We start from the raw sequence: 22,520 nt of genomic DNA, 5'->3' as shown, positions 1-22,520 counted from the left end.
CCCCATCAATCGGACTCAGGCCCGCGCCTTGCGCACGAAGCAGGATCCCAGCTGGGCGTGGATAGCCTGCATCACGTCGTGGCGGCTGATGACCCCGAGCAGATGTCCCTCCTCCACCACCGGGTAGATCTTGGGTTTTTGCCCCATCATCATTTCGGCCAGCTCCAGGATGCTGGTATCGGGGCCGACGGCCAGCACCTCCTTGCGCATCACGTCCCGTACCTGGGCCACCTGTTCACAGTGGTAGGCCTCTTTCAACATGACGGCGATGCAGTCCTGCTCGGAGACCCAGCCCACCAGATGGCCCCGCCCATCCACCACGGGGCCGCCAAGCTGACGGCTGTTGAGAAATTTTTCCACCGCCGCCTGCACCATCATCTCCGCGCTGAAGGTGATGGGCCGAGTCTGCATGTAATCCTTTGCCTTGAGTGATTCCATCGTGCATTCCCCCAACCGGCCTCCCGGCCGGGAGGCGCGAGCCGGGCACTATGTCCGGCTCACTCCAAGCATAGCTTGCATGGATCAGGAGATGGATTGCAGCAACAGCAAGAGCTCGTTCTGGCTGTGGCAATCGGTCTTCTTGAAGACCCCTTTCAGGGTCGAGCGCACGGTTTCCACCTTGACGCCGCGCAGCTCGGCGATGTCGTTGCTGCTGTAGCCCTTGCTCATCAGCACCAGCAACTCTTTCTCGCCGATGGTGAGCGGATATAGGCTGGCCAGTGCTTCAATGTCGGGATTGAAGGAGTGTTCGGGATCCCGCAGCACCACTTCCACATACCGCTCGAAGCGGTTGAGACCGCTCATCAGGGTGCACTGGATCAGCAACGGCCGCAGATTGGGCTGACGGGGAATGGACATATAAGCGCTGGCACCAGGCAACAGATAGGCAAAGCCATTCAATATCTCTTTGAACTGGCGTTGCTGCTCCTTATTTTGCAGCGAGAAAATACCATTGCCTGCCCGCAGCTCCACGTTCTCGTCGGCAATACGATTGAAGGCCACATTGGAATAATGAATATGCCCTTTGTCATCCACGATGGCGCTGGGTTTATTGTGGTTTTTTACCAGCTGTTGCAGCTGATAGTTCTGGGTTTCCAGGGCCAGCAGGTTCCAATAATGTTGGCTCCAGGCCGCGAGGCCAGAATAAACTTCGCCAAGGGAAGAAATTTCCTGGGCGCTGAAATCATCCTGGGTGGCCGCCCGGTAGGTACACAGGCTGCTAAGTCCCCGCCCCTTCACCCGGCAGACACCACCGGCCGCGAACTGGGCGCCGAAGCTGGCCAGCAGACCCGCCGAGTTGGACAGCGTGTTGGCGCTGACGATCCCCTGGCAGCCCTTATCCAGATAGTGATTGAACCACACATCCTGGCGATGGTGCTGGACGTAGAACTGCTGCTGGGCCTCGGTCAAGCCGCTCGCGAAGAGCTTGATGCCGTCACTCTTGTCATCATCACGCAACAAGAACAGCGACGAGCTGCCCGACACGTCGGAGCGGAACTGATCCACCACCAACTTAATGTCAGAATCATTAATACCGCACTCATATAACTGGCTTATATAGGGCGATACCCTTTCTTTTACTAATGCCTTCACACCCGAACTCCTAATTCTTATTTTTATTGAAGTGGCATCTTACTCTGCAATGAGAAACGCGAAAAGTAGTCAAATGAACAAAGGTTTTATAACTGATCCATAAATAGTAATGATGAAACGACATAAGCGTCTTCGAAAGCGAAAATCTTAAATCCAAGTTAATGTTTTATATGATTTTTGTCGCTGATGTTGGATTTATCTGCAACAAGGCAACAGGCCAGTACCACGGTCAATTGCGCGCAAAAGCTCTCATCTTGCACCATTTGTCGCGACAAGTTGCACTGCAGCGACAAAATCATCCCGCCAGCCGGGCCGTTGCCCCAGTTATTCTGGGCCTGCCGCCGGTGCAACGCACTCCGCCATTCGCACGTATCGGCTGCAACTTGTCCAAAGATCTGCGGGCAACCAGCAAGGTACTCTCGGCAACTCGAAGCGCTTCATCTCGACCTTCGTCCCCACCAGCATCCTCAACGTCTCGGTCAACGTGGATCAGCTGGCGGTGATCTGGCTGCAGAATGAGCACACCCAAAAGACGCTATCACCTCACTTGCTGTTGACGTATCCAGTCAAGCGAAGATCCCAACACAATGCATCTGCTCTGCCTACCTTCGCCATTGCCTCGATACCAGGTTCATCTTCCATCAGGAAGTCGCGCATATCGAGCTCCAGAAAACCGATATGAAAAATAAAAACATAGAAGCGGCCAGCGGTATCAATATATGGCCGACATGTTTATCCATGGCTCGTCAAGCACATTACTGACTACAGATAAAAAGAATAAGTGAAGCAATCAATGTATTTATGTTGCAAGTAGCAAACAAGACAAAATGTCTCACCATAATAAAGGTGAACCTCTTAAGTAATATTTGGTAACAACTTGTTCATTAGCATCCATCAGAATATGTGATACTAGATTGAACATCGATATTTTAGTGTGGTGGCCTTTATCAATATGGATATTACCATGACCCATTTTCAGACCACGGATGTCAGTCTGTTCGTTGTCAAAGCGCAGTCTTGCCTGCCGGGAGGCCCTCATGCAGCCCACTAGCACAGCCCCGAATACGCATCTGTACGGATTATTGCTGATGGTGCTTGCCATCACCCTGATGGGCCAGTTTGGACACCAGTTGTGGACGCCCGACGAGCCTCGCGAGGCAGCCATCGCCTGGGAGATGTTCACCAGCCGTGAACTGGCCATTCCGACGCTGGGCGGCAGCAGCTTCATCGAAAAGCCGCCCCTCTATTACATCCTCACCATTCCCTTTCTTGCCCTGCTGCACGACAACCTCGGCGTCACGGTGGCGCTGCGTCTGGTGGGAGCTCTGTGGGCCATGGCAACCCTGCTGTTCACCGGCCTGCTGGCCAGACGGGTACTGGGCTCCAGCACTGCCGCCCTCTGGTCGGTGATCGCCCTGGGTACCATGGAGGGCTTCATCATGAACAGCCACTGGATCCGGGTCGATACCAGCCTCGCCTTTTTCGTCGCCTTCACCATGTGGGCATTTGCCGAATGGTATCTGGCGGATCGCCAGCACATGCTCTGGTGTGCGGGACTTGGGCTCTCCTTCTGCTTTCTGGTCAAGGGCCCCATCGGCCCCATCACTCTCTTCTTCGGCTGGCTGGCGCTGTTTCTGCCGGCACTCAAACGCCATCTTGCACACCAGGAGGGAGGCCGCGTCGTGATACAGCACCTCGGTATGACCCTCCTGTTTGTCGCCCCCATCGCCGGCTGGCTGCTAGCCCTGTGGCAGCATCCTGAGGGGGAGTCGCTCTGGCAGCAGTGGTTCTGGCAAAATCAGGTGGGCAGGTTAACGGGCAGCTCGGCCGAACTCGGTCACATCAAGCCCGGTGAATACCTCTTTTACCTTGGCGGGCTGGCCGAATACACCCTGCCCTGGCTGCCCCTGGTACTGCTCTGGTGCTGGCAGACCCTCAGGCAGAAGCAGTGGAGCGCCTCCCGCCTGTTTCTGCTGATCTGGGCGCTGGGTACCCTGCTGCTGCTCAGCATCGCCTCCACCAAGCGAACTCTCTACCTCTTTCCATTGATGCCGGTCTTTGCCCTGATGATCGGGCAACTGAGCGTCTGCTGGCCTCGCTGGATCAATGGCTATGGCCGTGGCTGGACCTTGTTCATGTTCCTGTTTGCACTGGCGCTGCTGATGGCCCCTTTTTATCTGCCGCTGTTGCCGCTGGAAATACCCGACAAGGTGCTCACGGTCATCAGTACGCTGGGTTGGCGGCATGTATTTGCGGCCATATTACTTATCTTTGCAGTAGAACAGTTGTGGCGCTGGCGCGAAATACACGGCGCAACCTTGCTGGCCAGCGCAGCCGGTATTATGTTTATGCTGACGTTTATTCTGGCCTACCCCGCCATTGATGCCGCCAAGAATATGAAAGATGACACCCAACACTTCTTGTTTACAATACCGATAGAACAACACACCTATATTGCCGGCTGGCAATTTGGTGAAACCGAACGCGGATTATTATCGGTATATGGCAACTGGCAAATAACCAATGTCAACAAGACCCGCCTCGATGCTATTTTGACCTGCCGGGACCCCGTCTATACCAGCCTGCTCATCAACCAGGATGACCCGCATTTCCAGCTGGCCCAGTTGCTGGCAGAGCAGCCTTACCGGCTACTGGCGACAGGCCACCCCAGGGTAGACAAGGATGCCCGAGCCATCTATTGGGTGAAGGGACGCTGCCTTCCTTGATGCTCCCCCCTGCATGGCTGGGTTAGCACTGCACAGTTGCGCGCCAACAGGCAACCAAACAAGACCGGCTATCGCCTTGCAAACCGGATAAAAAAACACCGCGGATACATCTCTGTATCCGCGGTGTCGTCTGGTCACGCCATCGTGCGCAAAAAACGCAGTACGGCGCACTTGCCAGGCCGAGCTTAGAACGGCATTTTGAAGCCGGGGGGCAGTTGCATGCCGCCGGTCAGTTCGCCCATCTTGCTCTTGTTCTGCTCTTCCACGCGACGCACGGCATCGTTGACGGCAGCGGCCACCAGATCTTCCAGCATCTCTTTGTCATCTTCCATCAGGCTCGGGTCGATCTCGATGCGGCGCACGCTGTGGCTGCCGGCCATGGTGACCTTGACCATGCCAGCGCCGGCTTCACCGACCACTTCCATCTGGGCAAGCTGCTCTTGCATCTTCTGCATGCGCTCTTGCATCTGTTGGGCCTGTTTCATCAGGTTCCCCATTCCACCTTTACCAAACATATGTCGTCTCTCGTCTTGAAATCCGGCATCCAGCGCCGGGCCGTGGGTTTACCCGTCCTAAGTGGGGACAGCCAAACCATTTTTCAACCGGGCACCAGGCCCGGCATGGTGTTTGTCAGCGACTCAGCGGCTCTATGCTGTCGTGGTGAAGCACGGCGCCGAATCGCTGCTGCAAAAATTGCACGTTGGGATCCTGCTCCAGATCCCGGGTGACCTGCTCACGCACCCCGAGATAGAGGCGGTGCTCTATCTCCAGCGGCGTCTCCTGCTCGGGCACGTTGCCCAGCGTGACCTCCACCTGCACCGGTTGCCCCAGCTCGGGGCCGATGATCTCGGCCAGATCGGCGCGCGCCCTGTCGCTGATCAGATGGCGCTGCTCCGGTTTGAGGGTCAACAGTACCTTGTCCCCCTGCTGGCTCATGACCGAGTTGATGGCCAGCTGACGCAACCGGCCACCGACACCGGTGCGGGCAATCAACTCGGCCCAGGGATCGCCACAGCTGTTCAGCAGAGAGGACGGGATCAATCTGGCCGCCACTTCTCCCGCTTGCGGCTGGTTGTCACCCTCCAGCTCATCCCAGTCGATGGTTTCCATGACCGAGACGGCAGGCGCCGACTCGCTGGCAACGACCTCGCGAGGGGCCGGCACAGGTGTTGCAACAGGCGCAGCGCTAACCTGCCGAGGTGCACTACCGTCCAGATCCCAGGGCGGCAGATCATCTGACTGAGGACGTGCCACGGCCGCGGGGACAGGCGCTGGCGACAAAGCCTCGGCAGCCCGCTCCGGCAGAGGAGCGCTGGCGAACGCATCGCTGAAACCTTGACTCAAATACTCTTCGTAGTCGCTGCCGCTCTCTTCATAGGCATCGAGCGGCGGCAAGTCGTCATACCCCGTCTGCGGGGCTGGTCGGGCAGATGCCTGTCCTTGCCCATCAACTCGCGCCGGTTGCGGCTCGAAAGCCGGGGCTGGCGTGGCGGCTGGCTGTATCACAGTTGCCGATCTGGCGGCTGCCACTGGTTTGGCGGGAGCTGCGCGCGCAGCGCTGGTCGCCGCCGACGGTTCGCTACGCAAGCGACTGCGCAGCAGATTGCGCTTGCCAAGCAGGCTTTGCATGCTGGAGACCGTCGAGGGAACGGTATCTGTGTCGGCCACAACCTCGGCCTGCGGGATTGATTCGGGCTCGGGCTCGGCCATGACAGGCACTGAAGGGGGAGCTACAGACGCCTCAGCCGGCAGGTCGCCGGACGCGGTCGGCAACGTCACCGCCTCGTAACCCATCTGCTCGGCCTCGCGCAGCAACTCATCCTGCTCGGCAAACAGCGGATCCAGATCGGCGCCGTTATCCTGTCTCTCCAAAGCTGGCTCGACAGTTGCTGGCTCGGCCATCACAGCAGGGGCCATGGGCGCTGCAGGTGCGGCGGCTGCAACCGCTGACGGAGCCAGTGGCGCTGCGCTGGCAGCCGGGGCCGGCTCAGCCCCCTGGGGCTTTCCCGGCGCCGCTGCGCCACTTCTCGCCTCTGTCGCCAACCCTCCCATGGCGGGGGGCAGCGCCGTCAGACTGGCGGGGTGCAGTACTTCGCGCCGGGGCGAAAAGGCCAGCATCCGCAGGCAGGTCATCTCCAGCGCGGTGCGGCCATCGGGGGCCCAGGGCAAGTCTTTACGGCCACCCAGCACGATTTGATAGCAGAGCTGTACCTCTTCCGGGCTCATGGCCTGGGCCAGCTGCAGCAGGGCATCGGCGTCCGCCCCCTGCTCCTGCACGGTGGCCGGCAGCAGCTGCGCCATGGCGATACGATGGAGCAAGCCTTCCAGCTCGGCGTGCAGCTGATCAAAATCGGGGCCCAGGGTGGCGATTTCGGTGATCTTGGCCATGGTGGCCGGCGCATCCTGGCGCAGCACGGCCTCCAGCAGCTGGTGCAGATGGCGATGATCGAGCGTACCCAGCATGGCCAGCACGCTGTCGAGGCGCACGCTGCCATTGCCGTGAGCCAGTGCCTGATCGGTCAGGCTCAGGGCATCGCGCATGCTGCCGTCAGCCGCCTTGGCCAGCGCCAGCAGGGCGCGCGGCTCAAAGGGTTGGCCCTCCTGATCCAGCACCCATTCGAGCTGCTTGGCGATCTGGGTCTGATCCAGACTCTTCAGATGAAACTGCAGGCAGCGCGAGAGGATGGTGATCGGCAGCTTCTGCGGATCCGTGGTGGCCAGCAGGAACTTCACATAGGGGGGCGGCTCTTCCAGGGTTTTCAGCAGGGCGTTGAAGCTGTGGCGCGACAACATGTGCACTTCATCGATGAGATAGACCTTGAAGCGGCCACGGGCCGGCCGGTACTGCACGTTGTCGAGCAGTTCGCGGGTATCTTCCACCTTGGTGCGCGACGCAGCATCGATCTCCAGCAGGTCGACAAAGTTGCCCTGATCGATCTCGCGGCAGGTGTCGCACACCCCGCACGGGTGGCTGCTGATCCCCTGCTCGCAGTTGAGGCTCTTGGCCAGGATGCGGGCGATGGTGGTCTTGCCGACCCCGCGGGTGCCGCTCAGCAGATAGGCGTGATGCAGCCGTCCCTGATCCAGGGCGTTGGTCAAGGCGGTCAGCACATGATGCTGGCCTACCACTTGTTCAAACGTATGGGGGCGCCATTTACGCGCCAGAACCTGATAGCTCATAGATCTCGATGCAGGGATGACAAGGCATTGAGGCTGGATGCTAACACAAATGCGGGGCGGGCTGTATCGGCTATCGGCCAGGGCGGGAGGGATCGCTTGAATTTCAAACCGATGCCCGTACGGGCACCGGTCTGGACGCAGGCAAGGCTGACGAGACCTGCCTGCTCGGTGAGACTGAGGGCTTATTCGCCCGGCAGTTCGACCAGAGAAACCACCTTGACGCCGGCGGCAGTCAGGCGGGCATCACCACCGAGGGACGGCAGGGAGATGATGAAGGCGGCATCCACCACTTCACCGCCAGCGCGGCGAATGAGCTTGACGGTGGCATCGACGGTGCCGCCGGTGGCCAGCAGATCGTCCACGACCAGCACCTTGTCACCGGGCACGATGGCGTCGGTGTGCAGTTGCAGGGTATCGGTGCCGTATTCGAGGGCATAGGACTCTTCGATGACGGCGCGGGGCAGCTTGCCCGGCTTGCGAACCGGCACGAAGCCCAGACCCATGGCGTAGGCAACCGGCGCGCCGAAGATGAAGCCGCGCGCTTCGGTACCGACAATCTTGGTGATCCCTTGATCACGATAGTGATTGGCCAGCAGATCAATGGTGGCCTTGAAGGCGTCGGCATTCTCGATCAGGCTGGTGATGTCGCGAAACAGGATGCCCGGCTTCGGATAGTCGGGAATGGTCTTGATGCTCGCTTCGATAAATTTCAGGGTTTCCGGATTCATGGTGTGACCGTTTGTTTTTCGACGCAGATGGTCGTTTCTCTCAGCTTCCCGCCAGCGGGAAATAAAAAGGCCCGTCACGCAAAAATGACAGGCCGACTCCATAGCATTATTGCCGCAATAGCTTAGGGACTTCACTTCTCCATTGCAACTGGCTCCAGCACCGGCAGACGCATTAACCAGGTGAGCAGGATCACCATTATGGCAATGAGCAGCAGCCTGACCCACAGCAGGGGGACCACCGCCAGCGACACCGAGAAGGAGAGCAGAATGAAGAGGATGGCACGCCGCCGCGCATGGCGGCGAATGCCGCGATACTGCTGCCAGTCGGCAATGGGCGGCCCGAACCAGGGATGGGCCAGCAGCCAGCGGTGAAAACGGGGTGACGAGCGGGCAAACAGGGCCGCCGCCAGCAGCATGAAGGGCGTGGTCGGCAGCAGGGGCAGCACTATGCCGATGATGCCGGTCACAAATGCCAGCCAACCCAACCCCATCAAACACCAACGTTTCATCGCAGCCCCTCTTGCATGCCCTTGCGCCATCCTAACAGGATCCGCCCCCATGTTGACAACGATTCCCATTAGCACGGCAACTGATGCCCCGGATCGCGGGGCTTGCGCGCCAGTCATGGCCTTAACCTGCCCATTCCCGTGGCATGACGGCTGACAACCTGCCCCGTTACCACTACAATCTGCGCTCTTTTTTCTCTGTTTGCCCTTCGGAACCGGTTATGCGCGTAATTTTGGCCCCCATGCAGGGGGTGCTGGATCACTTGATGCGGGAGGTGCTCACCTCCGTCAACGATTACGACCTCTGCGTCAGCGAATTCATCCGGGTGGTCGATCAGCTGCTGCCGGCCAAGGTGTTCCATCGCCTCTGTCCCGAGCTCAAACAGGACGGCAAGACCCGAGCCGGCACCCCGGTGCGGGTACAACTGCTGGGCCAGCACCCCGAATGGCTGGCCGAAAACGCGCTGCGGGCCATCGAACTCGGCTCCCCTGGCATCGATCTCAACTTCGGCTGCCCTGCCCCCACGGTCAACAAAAGCAAGGGGGGCGCCGTGTTGCTCAAAGAGCCCGGCACCATCTATCGCATCGTCAAGGCGGTGCGCGAAGCGGTGCCTGCCCATCTGCCGGTGAGCGCCAAGATCCGCCTCGGTTACGATGACAAGGAGCTCTATCTGGAAAACGCTCATGCCGTTCATCAAGGCGGCGCCAACGAGCTGGCCGTGCATGCCCGCACCAAGCGCGAAGGCTACAAGGCGCCGGCCCACTGGGAGTATGTGGACGCCATTCGCCGTGCCCTGCCCATTCCCGTCACCGCCAACGGCGAGATCTGGGATCATGCGGATGCCCTCGCCTGCGCCCAAGTCTCCGGCTGCGACACCCTGATGGTGGGCCGCGGCGCCATCTCCCTGCCCAATCTGGCCAACGTGATGAAGACCGGCTGTGCCCACATGAGCTGGGCCGAGGTGCTGCAACTGATGGTGAGCTACACCGAGCAGGACTTGGCAAGCGAGAAAGCGGACTACTACCCCAGCCGGATCAAGCAGTGGTTCAGCTATCTCAAGCGGGAGTATCCCGAGGCGGATCGGCTATTTGGGGAAATACGGGTACTCAAGGAGACCCATCCCATCCGGGATGCCTTGCTGCAGGCGTCGAAAACTGTGATCTAACCGTCCTTTACTTGACGCATATCATCTTGATAATCCTGTCGCTTCCCTATACTGCCCCAGATTCGTAATTCGTCTGTTGGGGGCTAGTGTGTGTGAAATGACGCAAGCTCAGTTGGCCGTGTGGCGTGATCGCCTGCTGACTGACTGGGCGCAAGTAAGAGAAGAGCTGATCGGTCAGCTCAAAGCCTGTCGGCGTGACGAGTGGGCAGAGAAGGTGGATCACTGCGAGCGGGATCAACTGGTTGATCTGACCAGCCGTCTCGACTTGCCCAAGGTGGAGCAGAGCGTGGCTCGCCTCAAGCGCATCGATGCCGCCCTCTGTCAGATGGATCTGGGCCTCTATGGCCTCTGTTCCGACTGCGAGGAGCCGCTGGCCATCGAACAGCTGGAACAGGACCCGACCCTGCAACGTTGCCCGCGCTGCGAAGCCCGCTATCGCAAGGGATTCCACGCCCACGAACTCTGAGGGATGCACGTCCGTGCATCCTCTCCTACGGGCTGGTCAGCCCGACATTTCTATTCAATAATCAACAACAACCACGCTGAACAGGGACATCTCCGTGTACAGAGTCTTGTTGTTATGGTGTTTGTGCTGCTCCGCCTGGGCGCAAGAGTCTTTGCTGGTAGGCTGGTCAAGCTGGCACCCGTTCAGCTTTCGCGACGAACAGCAGCAACTGCAGGGGCTGGATATCGACCTGCTGGAAGCCATCTTCAACCGGGCTGGGTTTCACGCCAACTACAGCGAGATGCCCTGGGCCCGCGTGCTGCGCGAGCTGGAATTCGGCACCATCCAACTGACCATGTCCGCCAACCAGACTGCCGAGCGCGACCTGTATGCCCGCTTTACCCTGCCCTATCGCAATGAAGAGACCGTGCTGCTCATCCGCCGTCAGGACAAGGGGCGCTGGCAGGAGATAACCCAGCTCTCCGACTTGCTCTCCCGGCCGGACTTCACCATCGGCTTGCTGCGTGATTTTGATTACGGCACCGATTTTCGCACCTTCATGCAGTCACCCCAGATGCAGCAGCGACTGCTGGTAAGGCTTAAAATGGAACCGCTGATCAAGCTGCTGCTGGCCGGCCGGATCCAGGGGGTTGTCATGGACCCCATGGGATTGCAGCAGCTCAATCTGGCCGGGATCCCCCTCGATCAACTGACCACCCTGCTCGACATCCAGCAGACCCCGGTCCACCTGATGCTGAGTCGCCGCACCACCACGCCGCAGCAGTTGCAACGGCTTGATGAGGCGATCCGGGCCCTGCTGCAGAGCCCGGAGTACGGGCAGATCCTGGCTCGCTACCGCTATCCGCTGCAGTAACGCCGACAAAAAAAGGGGCCCCGAGGGCCCCTTTTTTTATCTTGTGATCACTGTGCCAGCAAGTGGCCAACCAGTTCATGGCGCCAGCCTTGCAGCAGCATCGGCTTGTCGGCCCGGGCGCGCTCTTCGTCGCTCATGCGCCAGCTCCAGGTGAAGTACTGGTGAATGATCTTCTTGCTGGCCACCAGCTCGGGCGGAATGTTGCTGGCCTTGGCCTTCTCTTCCACCATCCCCTTGATGCGCTTGAGCTCGGCCTTGTACTGGGGGTAGTCCACCAGCCGGCGAATGGGCTCGGGCCAGCTGTCGGGATCGCTCTGCTGGGCCGCGGCCACGATGTCGAGCATCCGTTTGCCGTGGATCTTGATCTCGATGGGGGCCAGCCCCAGCTCGTTCAGATCGCGCAGCGAGGTCGGTCTGCGCTCCGCCACCTTGAACAGATGCAGCTCTTTGACCACAAAGTTGAGTGCCAGATCCCGGCGCACCGCCTCCTGCTGACGCCAGGCGGCCAGCTCACGCAGGATCGCCAGCTCGCGGCGTCCCAGTTGCCAGGCATTGACGATGTCGAGATAGGCCTGGCGGGGATCACTGGTCTGGGTCTTGCGGGCGGAGTGGTTCTGGCACTCCTGCTCGAACCAGGCGAACTTGCCGCTCTCATGCAGCTTGGCCATCACCTTCTCGTAGAGTGGCAGCAGATAAAACACGTCGGCCGCCGCGTACTCGAGCTGGCGAGGTGTGAGCGGGCGCGCCAACCAGTCGGTGCGGGCCTGATCCTTTTCCAGCTCCACCGCGAGAAACTCGTTGACCAGGGCGCCAAAACCGACCGATACCCCGTAACCCAGGAAGGCGGCTGCCAGCTGAGTGTCGTGCATCTGGTTGGGCAGATGGCCTGCCTGATGCTGGATAAGCTCCAGATCTTCACCGGAAGCGTGCAAGATGGCGATCTGCCCTGCCCGGCCGAGCCGTTGCCAGAGGGAGGAGAGATCCAGCGTCAGCGGATCCAGCAGTGCCAGATGCTCACCGTCATAGATCTGGAACAGGCCCAGCTGGGGATAGTAGGTGCGGGTGCGAACGAATTCAGTATCGATGGCCAGGGGAACGTCGGCCAGGGAGGCGAGATACTGATCCAGTTCGGCTTGCTGTGAAATGAGTTGATAGTGCATCTGTGCCTGCGCGTTGATCAGGGCCAAAAGAAAAAACCGTGGGCTGACCCACGGTTTTGCATAACGACGGCATGCTGCTTGGCAGCGCCACGCCGGTTACTGCTTGGCAATCTCCTCGTCGCGCAGCACGCGGCGCAGGATCTTGCCCACATTGGTCTTGGGAAGTTCGTCACGAAATTCTACCAGTTTCGGTACCTTATAGGCAGTCAGATGTTTGCGGCAGTGAGCAATAATCTCGTCTTCCTGCAGCTTTGCATCTTTCTTGACCACGAAGATCTTCACCAGCTCGCCGGAGACCTTGTGCGGCACGCCGACGGCGGCCACTTCCAGCACTTTCGGGTGCAGCGCCACCACGTCTTCAATTTCGTTCGGATAGACGTTGAAGCCGGAGACCAAGATCATGTCCTTCTTGCGATCGACGATCTTGAAGAAGCCCTGCTCGTCGCACACCGCGATGTCACCGGTACAGAGCCAGCCATCCTGCATCACCTCGGCGGTGGCTTCCGGCCGCTGCCAGTAACCGCTCATCACCTGCGGGCCGCGCACCTGCATCTCGCCGGGTTTGCCAAGCTCGTGGATCACCTGACCTGCATCATCAACCAGACGAATGTCGGTGGAGCAGACCGGCAGGCCGATGGAGCCGTTGTAGTCGAGCAGATCATAGGGGCAGACGCTCACCAGCGGCGAACACTCGGTCAGGCCATAACCTTCCAGCAGCGGCGTATCGGTCAGCCCTTTCCACTGTTCGGCCACCGCCCGCTGCACCGCCATGCCGCCACCTATGGTCAGCTTCAGGCGGGAGAAGTCCATCGACTGGAACTCACCGTTGTTGACCAGCGCATTGAACAGGGTGTTGACCCCGGTAATGCAGGTAAAGGGGTACTTTCTGATCTCTTTGACAAAGCCCGGGATGTCGCGCGGGTTGCTGATGAGCAGGTTGTAACCGCCGATGCGCATGAACAGCAGACAGTTCACGGTCAATGCAAACACGTGATAAAGCGGCAGTGCGGTGACCACGAACTCCTTGCCCCGTTCCAGCATGGGGCCGTATACCCCGAGGCACTGCTCGACGTTGGCGATGAGATTGCGGTGAGTCAGCATGGCCCCCTTGGAGAGGCCGGTGGTACCGCCGGTGTACTGCAGGAAGGCCAGATCGTCGTTGTTGATCTCGGGCTTGATGTACTGCAGATAGCGGCCCTTGGCCAGCGCCTGGCGCATGGTGCTGGCGTGGGGCAGATTGTATTTGGGCACCAGCTTCTTGACGTATTTCACCACGAAGTTGACCAGGGTGCCCTTGGCCAGGCCCAGGTTGTCGCCCATGCGGGTCAGGATCACGTGCTTGACCGGGGTGTCGTAAACCACCTTTTCCAGGGTATGGGCAAAGTTGGAAACGATGACGATGGCCTTGGCGCCGGAGTCCTTGAGCTGATGTTCCAGCTCGCGCGGGGTGTACAGCGGGTTGACGTTGACCACTATCATGCCAGCACGCAGGATGCCGAACACCGCGATGGGGTACTGCAGCAGGTTGGGCATCATCACGGCGACCCTGTCGCCCTGACTGAGCTTGAGCTCGTTTTGCAGGTAGGCGGCAAAGGCGCGGGACTGCTCTTCGAGGCGACGGTAGGTAATGGTCTGCCCCATGTTGACGAAGGCAGGCTGATCGGCGAATTCGTTCACCGACTCTTCAAACATTTCGACCAGGGAGCTGTATTGGTCTGGATTGATCTCGGCGGGCACCCCTTCTGGATAACGCTTCAGCCAGACTTTTTCCACGAACTTCTCCTGCATAACTAGCACCTGTGCGCTCACTGTGTTGCCTCCGTCCCTGTTCACATCCATTTCAAGCAGTTGTTTTAAGCTCATACTCTAATGCCGCCCATATTTACATAGGGCAACATCAATTAACAGCAAATTAACAACGGAAAAATGTGAGGGAGAAGACAAACCTGGAATTATTGAAAGCCGACGATTCTACCGAATTTGACAAAATTTTTCGATACAAACCGCGGTCTCTGCCGAATTTTCCATATGAAAATGGTGGTTTCCCGCCAAAACGACCCGCTCTATCTGGGTAAACGCGGCATGACGCTGTTGCCACTGCGCCTGCAGGCTGGCAAAACCCTCTGCACCGGCGATAAACAGCACAGGACAGGTAATGGCCCGGATCAGCGCCTGGGCCTGCCCTTCGCTCATGCGCATGGGGGAGAGATCCCGCAAACGAGGATCGCTGCGCCAATGCCAGCGCCCTGCCCGTGCTTCCAGCTGCCGCTCGCAGATGAGGCGTGCAGAACCCGGGTCAATGTCGGCCACCTTGCAGCGCGCCGCCACCGCTTCATCGATGGACGCAAAGCCCTGGGAGGCTCGCTCGCGGGTACGACTGCGATTAAGGATGGCGCGGCGCAGTTGCTCCGGCACCGCCTCATCCGGCTGGCTGAGAGGCCCGAGCCCCTCCAGCAGGATGAGTCGCTCCACCTGCTCGGGGAAGACCCCGGCATAGGCGGAGGCGATCAAGGCCCCGAGGGAATGGCCAAGCAGCGTGAATGCCGTCCAGCCCGCCGCCTGGGCGATCTGGTAGAGATCGTCCAGCCAGTCGACGAAGACATAGGGCGTGCTCTTGTGATCCGAGTGACCGTGCCCCGGCAGATCGATGCAGACCAGCTGAAAGTGGGTCAGATAGGGGGCTAGGGGCAGAAAGCTCGCACTGTTGTCGAGCCAGCCGTGCAGTGCAACCAGCAAGGGTTTGCTCATCTGCTCAGCCGGCGCTGGCTGGCTCTCAAGCAAGGCCACCCGGCGGCCATCGGCCAGGGTCAGGAAGCGCTCCTGTAGCACGTCGTTCACTCCCGGTCCTAGCGGCGCAGCGGCCGTCTCGGCCAGTAGGGATCATAGAAGGGGTCGTAGAAGTAGGGATCCACATAGCGAACCTCCACCTCCTTGACCGGCGGCCACAGCTTGCTGCCCGTCACCTTGAGCACCGAGAAACGGTATTTGTGCTCGCCTATCTGGCTGTCGAGCGGCTTGTCGATGGTGCCGAGCACCGTCAGGCTGCGCCCCTTGGCATAGAGGGTCGGGTCGACAAAACCCTGCATGATGGCCAGAAAACGGCCGGGGCTTTGCTCGGTCTGCTCCGGCACCCCGTTGGACTTGAGCGGCAGATAGACCACCTCGATGACGCTCTGATCCGCCTTGTTGTGTACCGCCGAGATGACCCCGCTCCAGCGGGCCGGTTTGCCCTCCAGGCCGGCAAGGGCCGGCTGATAGGCCACCAGCTGGTTGGCGGGCTCATAGGCCAGCTCTTTCGGGACCGAGCTGCAGGCACCGAGCAAGATCCCTGCGGCCCCCATCACCATTGCACGCTTCAACATGTCACGCTCCTCTGGCCGGATGAAACCGGCTGTCAACCACCCGCAATGGGGCATGTTCCCATCGGCGTGAGCGACATGCCTGCCACTCCCGCCCTTATTCGCGACCCGGCAGCTTCTTCCAGGTCACCTTGTCACGCAAATAGACCGGGGTCGCCTGCTCCACCGCCACCGCCTCACCCGCCAGCCAGGCGCTGTGCGCCAGCGGCAGCATGTCCAGCGCCGCCGGGAAACGAACCTGGCTCGCTACCAGCTCGTCGGCAAGACCACTCAAAATCTCGCCATAGGTCTCAAAACCGGTGCCGACGCAGGTCACTCGACCCGCCAGCTTGCCACGGACGTCAACCAGTGCCGCGGGATCGCTCACCACCTCGTCGCCCACCAGCTGCATGCGGCCATCGACCAGCTCATAGCGGCCGAAATAGACCTCATTCATCCGCGCATCGATGGCGGTCAGCACTTGTTCGGCGCCATCCAGACGATAGGCACCTTGCGCCATGGCGGCCAGGGTGGAGATGCCGATCAGCGGCACGCCGGCCCCAAAGGCCAGGCCCTGCGCCACACCGATGCCGATGCGCACCCCGGTAAAAGAGCCGGGACCACGACCAAAAGCGATGGCATCGAGCTCATCCAAGGTTATCCCGGCGTCGTCCAACACAGCCTGAACCATGGGCAGGATCTTGCGGGTGTGATCCCGCGGCGCCTCCTCCCAGCGGGAGAACACCTGTTCCCCCACCAGCAAGGCGGCGGAGCAGGCTTCGGTGGCGGTATCAACGGCCAGGATCTTCAACTCGTTCATGCTTTCCAATCTCTATAAAATCAGTCAATTACATAATCTGCAAGCAGACAGTGCCAGCAGTTTTTCAAAATGTTGCAAGGCTTGCCCGGCCACGCCAGGGCAAACGCGATCACCGCCCGGCAAGCGCCTGCTGCTCGAAGAAATTCCCCAGCATCGCCAGCTCCCGGGTCCGTGGAATGGCAGGCAGACTCTTGATGAAGGTGGCGCCGTAGGGCTTGTTGACCATGCGGGGATCACAGATGACCAGTACTCCGTGATCACCGCGATCACGGATGAGCCGCCCCACCCCCTGTTTCAAGGCGATCACCGCCTTGGGCAGCTGGATATCGGCGAAGGGATCGCCGCCCCTGAGCTTGCAATCATCCACTCGCGCTTTAAGCTGCGGATCATCGGGGCTGGCAAACGGCAGCTTGTCGATGATAACACAGGAGAGCGCCGCCCCCCGCACGTCGATCCCCTCCCAGAAGCTACTGGTCGCCACCAGCACGGCGCGGCCATTCTCAACGAACTCCTTGAGCAGCCGCTGCTTGTTGTCCTCTCCCTGCAGCAGGACGGTACGGCCGATCTCCCGGCGCAGCACCTCGGCCACCTGGCGCATCACCTGATGGCTGGTACAGAGAAAGAAACAGCCCCCCGGCGTCTTGTTGATGAGCGGGATCATCAGATTGGCCAGCTGCTCGCCACGGCCAAAGGCATTGGGCTCAGGCAGAAAGCGCGGCACGCACAGCCGCGCCTGCTCGCCATAGTCGAACGGGCTGTCGAGAATAAGCTCGGCGCTGCCGGCCAGCCCCAGCTCGGCTTTGAAGTGATCAAAGCGCATGTCCACCGTCAGGGTGGCCGAGGTAAACACCCAGGCTACTTCGGGGCGCAGCACCTCGGCGCCAAAGCGCTCGGCCACCGACAGAGGTGTCAGGTTGAGGGTAAAGTGCAGCCGCGAGCAGTCGTACCAGTAAGAGAAACCGGTCTGGTTGATGGCCAGCACTTCGCCAAGGCGGGTGCGCAGCTCACTGATGCGCTCGAAACAGTGATCAAGCTGCTCGCCGCGCCCGAGCGCCAGTTTCAGCACTTCATAACAGAGTCCGAGAGCATCATTGAGGCGGGCCAGCGCCTGGCCCCAGAGCGGCTGGCGCAGCATATCGCGGGTGTTGCCGCGTCCACCGTCCACCCCGAAGGCAAGCCGCAGATCCTGGCTGGCAATGGCGAGCCGGTCGGCCGCCTTGCCGAGCTGGGCCATATCGTGAGCCTCGGCCCGATAGGCGAGCTGGATATCCTGCGCCAGATCCAGGATGGTGCGGCTGCCCACCGATTTGCCAAAGTAGTTGGTAGCAATCTCGGGCAGCTGGTGCGCTTCATCAAACACATAGACCTGCGCTTCGGGCACCAGCTCGCCAAATCCCGTGTCTTTCACCGCCATGTCGGCGAAGAAGAGGTGGTGGTTGATCACCACCACCTGGGCATCCATGGCACGGCGGCGAGCCACCACCAGATGGCAGTCGTCGTAATAGGGGCAGTCGCGACCGAGGCAATTTTCATTGGTGCTGGTGACGTGCGCGAGGATCTCGGCATTCTCTTGCAGCCCCGGAATATCCGCCACGTCGCCGTTGTCGGTGGCGGTGGACCAGGACTTCACCTTGACCAGATCATTGAGCACTTCCGGTTTTTGCAGGTGGGATTCGCTGAGCAGCCGGTTCATCCGCTCGATGCACAGATAGTTGCTGCGCCCCTTGAGCAGGGCCACCGGCGGGGTATAGGAGAGCGCCCCCGTGATGGTGGGGAGATCCCGGTAGAAAAGTTGCTCCTGCAGGTTCTTGGAGCCAGTGCTGATCACCACCCGTTTGCCGGATTCCAGCGCCGGCACTAGGTAGGCGTAGGTTTTGCCGGTACCGGTGCCCGCCTCCACCAGCAAGCGACCATGCTCCTTGATGGCACGCGCCACCGCCTCGGCCATCTCCAGTTGCGGGGCTCGGGCTTTGAAGCCGTCGATATGGCTGGCCAGAGGGCCGTCTGGCTTGAACAGGGTCTGGATGGTCAAAAGGGCGTCCCGCAGCAAAAGGGGGCATTATGCCAAAAGTGTGGCAAAAGCGGGACTGATTCTGCGTCTAGACGAAGAGATCGATCTGGTGATCGGGATCCGGCTTGTGATCGTCCTCTTCAGGTGCCGGCTGATCACGCTTGGCCGATGGATAAGGCTGCTGGCGCTGCTGGGAGTCACCGTTGTCGGTGCTGGTCTTGCGAAGCTGATGCTTCTGGCTGATCTGGGTCACTTCCCGCTTGATGTCGTCACTGCTCGGGGCAGCCGGTGCCCGGGGCAGAATGGGGAATAACAGGTCCTGACTGGGCATGATGTCGCCTCCTCTGGCTCACCTTGTCTAGTTATCGACCAGAAAACCGTTTTCTCAACTTTAATCGACCAAATCACATTTTCCGGTTGCTTTTTCCGTCAAGGCAGGTAGTTTAAATCGGGCGTCAACTACGACATCTTATTTGTAAAGGATTGATTACATGCAGTTCACCAGCCTGAAGACTCATCACCACCATCATCATCCCGAATAGTCTTTCAGGAGGTTGACTGCTGGAAGACACTTAACTGGTGACTTCCAAAAGGACCGCAAGATTCATAAGCCCTCGGAAGCACTGACTTCCGAGGGCTTTTTCGTTTTTGACTAGAAGGAAATCGAGCAATGGAAACACAACGTCTGCGCATCGCCATGCAAAAATCTGGTCGCCTGAGCCAGGACTCCCAGGCCCTGTTCAAGAGCTGCGGCCTCAAGATCAACCTGCGCGAACAGCGCCTCATCGCCCATGTCGAGAACATGCCCATCGACATTCTGCGAGTACGCGATGACGACATCCCGGGACTGGTGATGGAAGGGGTAGTCGACCTTGGCATCATCGGTGAAAACGTGCTGGAAGAGGTGCAGCTCATCCGCGCCTCCCAGGGCCAGCCCTTTGCGGTCAAGACCCTCAAACAGCTCGACTTCGGCGGCTGCCGCCTCTCCCTAGCGGTACCGGACGACGTCACCTACACCGGGCCACAGAGCCTCGCCGGCAAGCGCATCGCCACCTCTTACCCGGGGCTGCTCAAGCGCTTCTTCGACGAAAAAGGGCTTAGCTTCAAGAGCGTGATGCTGGGTGGTTCGGTGGAAGTGGCGCCGCGTGCAGGCCTGGCCGATGCCATCTGCGATCTGGTCTCCACCGGCGCCACCCTGGAGGCCAACGGCCTCAAAGAGGTGGAAGTCATCTACCGCTCCAAGGCTGTACTGGTGCAGGCGCCCAACCCCTTGTCCGATGCCAAGCAGAAGATCATCGACACCCTGCTGCCCCGCATTCAGGGGATGCAGCAGGCGCGCGAGAGCAAGTACATCATGCTGCACGCGCCCAAGGACAAGCTCGATGCCATCACCGATCTGCTGCCGGGCGCCGAGCGTCCCACCATCATGCAGCTGGCGGGCGAGACCAACCAAGTGGCGCTGCACGTCGTCTCCAGCGAGACCCTGTTCTGGGAAACCATGGAGCAGCTCAAGGCCCTCGGCGCCAGCTCCATTCTGGTGCTGCCCATCGAAAAAATGATGGAATAAGGAAGGGACATCATGCAGACCCTGATCTGGAAGACCCTCTCCCCCGCCCAGCAGGCCGACGTGCTGACCCGGCCGGCCCTGAGTGACGAGGCCGACATCGGCGCCGTGGTGCGGGAGATCATCGCTGCGGTGCGCAGCCGGGGCGACGAGGCTCTGCGCGAGCTGAGCCAGCGCTTCGAGCGCGTCCCCCGTCAGCAACTGCAGGTGAGCGATGCCGAAATCGAGGCCGCCTGCGCCCGCTTGGGTGACGATATTAAGGGCGCCATCGAGGCGGCGATTGCCAACATTCGTTCCTTTCACGCCGCCCAGGTACAGCCGGTGGTGCGGGTGGAGACCCAGCCCGGGGTAGTGTGCGAGCTGCGCACCCAGCCCATCAGCCGGGTCGGTCTCTACGTGCCAGGGGGCAGCGCGCCGCTCCCCTCCACCGTGATGATGCTGGCCATTCCAGCTGCTATCGCCGGTTGCCGTGAAGTGGTGCTCTGCACCCCGTCCCCGGCCAGCGACGAGATCCTGTTCGCCGCTCGCGCCTGCGGCGTCGAGAAGGTGTTCGCCATCGGCGGCGCCCAGGCCATCGCGGCCATGGCTTACGGCACACAGAGCATCCCCAAGGTGGACAAGATCTTCGGCCCGGGCAACGCCTATGTGACCGAAGCCAAGGGCCAGGTATCCCGTGACTGGCGCGGCGCCGCCATCGACATGCCCGCTGGCCCCTCCGAGGTGCTGGTGATTGCCGACGAGAGCGCCAACCCGGCCTTCGTGGCGGCGGATCTGCTCTCCCAGGCCGAGCACGGCCCCGACAGTCAGGTGGTGCTGGTGACCACCTCGCCGCTGCTGGCCGATGCTATCAACGGCGAGATCAAGCGCCAACTGGCCAAGCTGACTCGCCGCGATATCGCCGCGCAGGCGCTCGGCAGCAGTCTGGTGATCCTCTGCGACGATCTGGCAGAAGCCTGCGCCATCTCCAACGCCTACGCGCCGGAGCACCTGATCGTGCAGACCCGCGCTCCCCGTGATCTACTGGATCAGCTTGAGAATGCCGGCTCCATCTTCCTGGGAGCATGGACGCCGGAATCGGTCGGCGATTACGCCAGCGGTACCAACCACACCCTGCCCACCTACGGTTATGCCCGCACCTGCTCGAGCCTGGGCCTCGCCGATTACCAGCGCCGCTACACGGTGCAGGAGCTGAGCGAACGCGGCATTCAGGGCCTTGGTCCCATCGTCGAGCGCATCGCCCAGGCCGAGGGGCTCGATGGCCACAAGAACGCCGTCACCCTCAGGTTGAACGCCCTGGCCGCCGCGCCCCAACAAACAGCACAGCAGAAGGATTTGTCATGAGCATTGCCAACCTGGCGCGCCGCGTGGTGCGGGCCCTCACCCCCTATCAATCCGCTCGCCGCATCGGCGGCAAGGGCCACGTCTGGCTCAACGCCAACGAGGCGCCGCTGGCCTATCCCTTCACCATTGAGGGCGGCCGTCTCAACCGCTACCCCGAGTGCCAGCCGGCCGAGGTGGTGAACGGTTATGCCGCCTACGCCGGGGTCAACCCCGATCAGGTGCTGGTGAGCCGCGGTGCCGACGAGGCCATCGAGCTCTTGATCCGCACCTTCTGCGAAGCGGGTGAAGATCAGATCCTGATCTGCCCACCCACTTACGGCATGTACGCCATCAGCGCCGAGACCTGTGGTGTCGGCATCGTCGAGCAGCCGCTCACCACCAGCCGCCAGCCTGACTGGCCCGCTATTGCCGATCGCCTTTCCGACGTGAAACTGGTGTTCCTCTGCTCCCCCAACAATCCCACCGGAGATCTGGTGGGCCGCGACGGCCTCATCGCCCTGCTGGAGAAGGCGCGGGATCGCGCCATCGTGGTGGTAGACGAGGCCTATATCGAATTCTGCCCCGAGGCGTCCGTGGTGGACCTGCTGGCCCGCTTCCCCAATCTGGTGGTGACCCGCACCCTCTCCAAGGCCTTTGCCCTGGCGGGGATCCGCTGCGGCTTTACGCTGGCCAGTCCCGAGGTGATCGCCATGCTGGCCAAGGTGATCGCCCCCTATCCCATCCCCGAGCCCATCGCCCAGATCGCGGCGCAGGCCCTCTCCCCCATGGGACTGGAGCTGATGCAGGAGCGAGTGGTGGAGCTCAACAAGCAAAAAGCCGCCTTCAAGGCCGCGCTGGCAACCCTGCACTGTGTGAAAGAAGTGTTCGAGGACAAGGGCAACTTCGTGCTGGTGCGCTTTGTGGATGGCGCCGCCGTCTTTGCCGCCATGAAGGCCGCCGGCATCATCTTGCGGGATTTCTCGACCAAGCCGGGCCTGGACAACAGCATTCGGGTCACCATCGGCTATCAGGGCGAGATGGATGCCGTGCTGGCGGTATTGCGTGACCTGCCCTCTCCCTCTTTTTAAG

General features: G+C 60.6%; 20 protein-coding genes and 1 other annotated feature. Of the genes, 7 read left to right on the top strand and 13 right to left on the bottom strand.

Annotated features, from left to right (window positions below):
- Nucleotides 1–15: 15 nt before the first annotated feature.
- A complete protein-coding gene (locus tag AHA_RS11210) occupies nt 16–438 on the bottom strand; it encodes a CBS domain-containing protein (protein ID WP_011706073.1) in 423 nt (140 codons plus the stop codon).
- A gap of 84 nt (nt 439–522) precedes the next feature.
- Nucleotides 523–1,593, bottom strand: a complete 1,071-nt coding sequence (locus tag AHA_RS11205) for a helix-turn-helix transcriptional regulator (protein WP_011706072.1) — start codon at nt 1,591–1,593, stop codon at nt 523–525.
- 1,037 nt (nt 1,594–2,630) lie between these two features.
- Between AHA_RS11205 and AHA_RS11200 the strand changes: the two genes are divergently transcribed.
- A complete protein-coding gene (locus AHA_RS11200; RefSeq protein ID WP_011706070.1) occupies nt 2,631–4,319 on the top strand; it encodes an ArnT family glycosyltransferase in 1,689 nt (562 codons plus the stop codon).
- 185 nt (nt 4,320–4,504) lie between these two features.
- Here AHA_RS11200 and AHA_RS11195 read toward each other — a convergent pair whose 3' ends face one another.
- The 4 genes from AHA_RS11195 to AHA_RS11180 form a co-directional block, all read right to left on the bottom strand.
- On the bottom strand, nt 4,505–4,834 hold the full coding sequence (locus AHA_RS11195) for a YbaB/EbfC family nucleoid-associated protein (protein ID WP_011706069.1): 330 nt from the start codon (nt 4,832–4,834) through the stop codon (nt 4,505–4,507).
- A gap of 115 nt (nt 4,835–4,949) precedes the next feature.
- On the bottom strand, nt 4,950–7,499 hold the full coding sequence (gene dnaX, locus AHA_RS11190; protein WP_011706068.1) for a DNA polymerase III subunit gamma/tau: 2,550 nt from the start codon (nt 7,497–7,499) through the stop codon (nt 4,950–4,952).
- Between the two features lie 182 nt (nt 7,500–7,681).
- Nucleotides 7,682–8,227: an adenine phosphoribosyltransferase gene (gene apt, locus AHA_RS11185; RefSeq protein ID WP_016350746.1), complete on the bottom strand. Its 546-nt coding sequence runs from the start codon at nt 8,225–8,227 to the stop codon at nt 7,682–7,684.
- Between the two features lie 131 nt (nt 8,228–8,358).
- Nucleotides 8,359–8,736, bottom strand: a complete 378-nt coding sequence (locus tag AHA_RS11180) for a YbaN family protein (protein WP_011706066.1) — start codon at nt 8,734–8,736, stop codon at nt 8,359–8,361.
- Between the two features lie 218 nt (nt 8,737–8,954).
- Between AHA_RS11180 and dusC the strand changes: the two genes are divergently transcribed.
- The 3 genes from dusC to AHA_RS11165 all read left to right on the top strand — a co-directional run bounded on the left by dusC (nt 8,955) and on the right by AHA_RS11165 (nt 11,218).
- The gene (gene dusC, locus AHA_RS11175) at nt 8,955–9,899 is read left to right on the top strand and encodes a tRNA dihydrouridine(16) synthase DusC (protein ID WP_011706065.1); all 945 of its coding nucleotides are present in this window, start codon (nt 8,955–8,957) and stop codon (nt 9,897–9,899) included.
- A 97-nt stretch (nt 9,900–9,996) separates the two neighbouring features.
- On the top strand, nt 9,997–10,365 hold the full coding sequence (locus AHA_RS11170) for a TraR/DksA family transcriptional regulator (protein ID WP_011706064.1): 369 nt from the start codon (nt 9,997–9,999) through the stop codon (nt 10,363–10,365).
- 94 nt (nt 10,366–10,459) lie between these two features.
- The gene (locus AHA_RS11165) at nt 10,460–11,218 is read left to right on the top strand and encodes a substrate-binding periplasmic protein (protein WP_011706063.1); all 759 of its coding nucleotides are present in this window, start codon (nt 10,460–10,462) and stop codon (nt 11,216–11,218) included.
- A 47-nt stretch (nt 11,219–11,265) separates the two neighbouring features.
- Here AHA_RS11165 and rnd read toward each other — a convergent pair whose 3' ends face one another.
- From rnd to AHA_RS11130, 7 genes are all read right to left on the bottom strand, one after another.
- Nucleotides 11,266–12,378: a ribonuclease D gene (gene rnd / locus AHA_RS11160; protein WP_171280573.1), complete on the bottom strand. Its 1,113-nt coding sequence runs from the start codon at nt 12,376–12,378 to the stop codon at nt 11,266–11,268.
- Between the two features lie 96 nt (nt 12,379–12,474).
- Nucleotides 12,475–14,151 carry a long-chain-fatty-acid--CoA ligase FadD gene (gene fadD / locus AHA_RS11155; RefSeq protein ID WP_011706061.1) on the bottom strand — a complete coding sequence of 559 codons (1,677 nt, stop codon included), beginning with the start codon at nt 14,149–14,151 and terminating at the stop codon, nt 12,475–12,477.
- Nucleotides 14,152–14,349: 198 nt separating this feature from the next.
- A complete protein-coding gene (locus AHA_RS11150; protein WP_164927644.1) occupies nt 14,350–15,216 on the bottom strand; it encodes an alpha/beta fold hydrolase in 867 nt (288 codons plus the stop codon).
- Between the two features lie 8 nt (nt 15,217–15,224).
- Nucleotides 15,225–15,740: a Slp family lipoprotein gene (locus tag AHA_RS11145; RefSeq protein ID WP_011706059.1), complete on the bottom strand. Its 516-nt coding sequence runs from the start codon at nt 15,738–15,740 to the stop codon at nt 15,225–15,227.
- A gap of 94 nt (nt 15,741–15,834) precedes the next feature.
- Nucleotides 15,835–16,536, bottom strand: coding sequence for a tRNA (adenosine(37)-N6)-threonylcarbamoyltransferase complex dimerization subunit type 1 TsaB (gene tsaB / locus AHA_RS11140; RefSeq protein ID WP_164927643.1), 702 nt, complete (start codon nt 16,534–16,536; stop codon nt 15,835–15,837).
- A 109-nt stretch (nt 16,537–16,645) separates the two neighbouring features.
- Complete coding sequence (locus AHA_RS11135) at nt 16,646–18,568, bottom strand: ATP-dependent DNA helicase (RefSeq protein WP_011706056.1); 1,923 nt, start codon at nt 18,566–18,568, stop codon at nt 16,646–16,648.
- A 67-nt stretch (nt 18,569–18,635) separates the two neighbouring features.
- A complete protein-coding gene (locus AHA_RS11130) occupies nt 18,636–18,878 on the bottom strand; it encodes a hypothetical protein (protein ID WP_011706055.1) in 243 nt (80 codons plus the stop codon).
- Nucleotides 18,879–19,064: 186 nt separating this feature from the next.
- Nucleotides 19,065–19,193 (top strand) — a sequence feature (His leader region).
- 24 nt (nt 19,194–19,217) lie between these two features.
- Between AHA_RS11130 and hisG the strand changes: the two genes are divergently transcribed.
- Genes hisG through hisC form a run of 3 tightly spaced genes read left to right on the top strand, consistent with a single transcriptional unit; the run spans nt 19,218 to nt 22,519 of the window.
- Nucleotides 19,218–20,114, top strand: coding sequence for an ATP phosphoribosyltransferase (hisG, locus tag AHA_RS11125; protein WP_011706053.1), 897 nt, complete (start codon nt 19,218–19,220; stop codon nt 20,112–20,114).
- A 12-nt stretch (nt 20,115–20,126) separates the two neighbouring features.
- Complete coding sequence (hisD, locus tag AHA_RS11120; protein ID WP_011706052.1) at nt 20,127–21,452, top strand: histidinol dehydrogenase; 1,326 nt, start codon at nt 20,127–20,129, stop codon at nt 21,450–21,452.
- Nucleotides 21,449–22,519 (top strand): histidinol-phosphate transaminase, encoded by a 1,071-nt coding sequence (gene hisC / locus AHA_RS11115; RefSeq protein ID WP_011706051.1) that lies wholly within the window; start codon nt 21,449–21,451, stop codon nt 22,517–22,519. The genes hisD and hisC overlap by 4 nt, the downstream gene beginning before the upstream one ends.
- Nucleotide 22,520: the final 1 nt, after the last annotated feature.

It is taken from the genome of Aeromonas hydrophila subsp. hydrophila ATCC 7966, assembly GCF_000014805.1.
Classification (GTDB): Bacteria; Pseudomonadota; Gammaproteobacteria; order Enterobacterales; family Aeromonadaceae; genus Aeromonas; species Aeromonas hydrophila.
The sequence above is the reverse complement of the archived record's forward strand: the minus strand, read 5'-3'. Positions and strand labels throughout refer to the sequence as shown.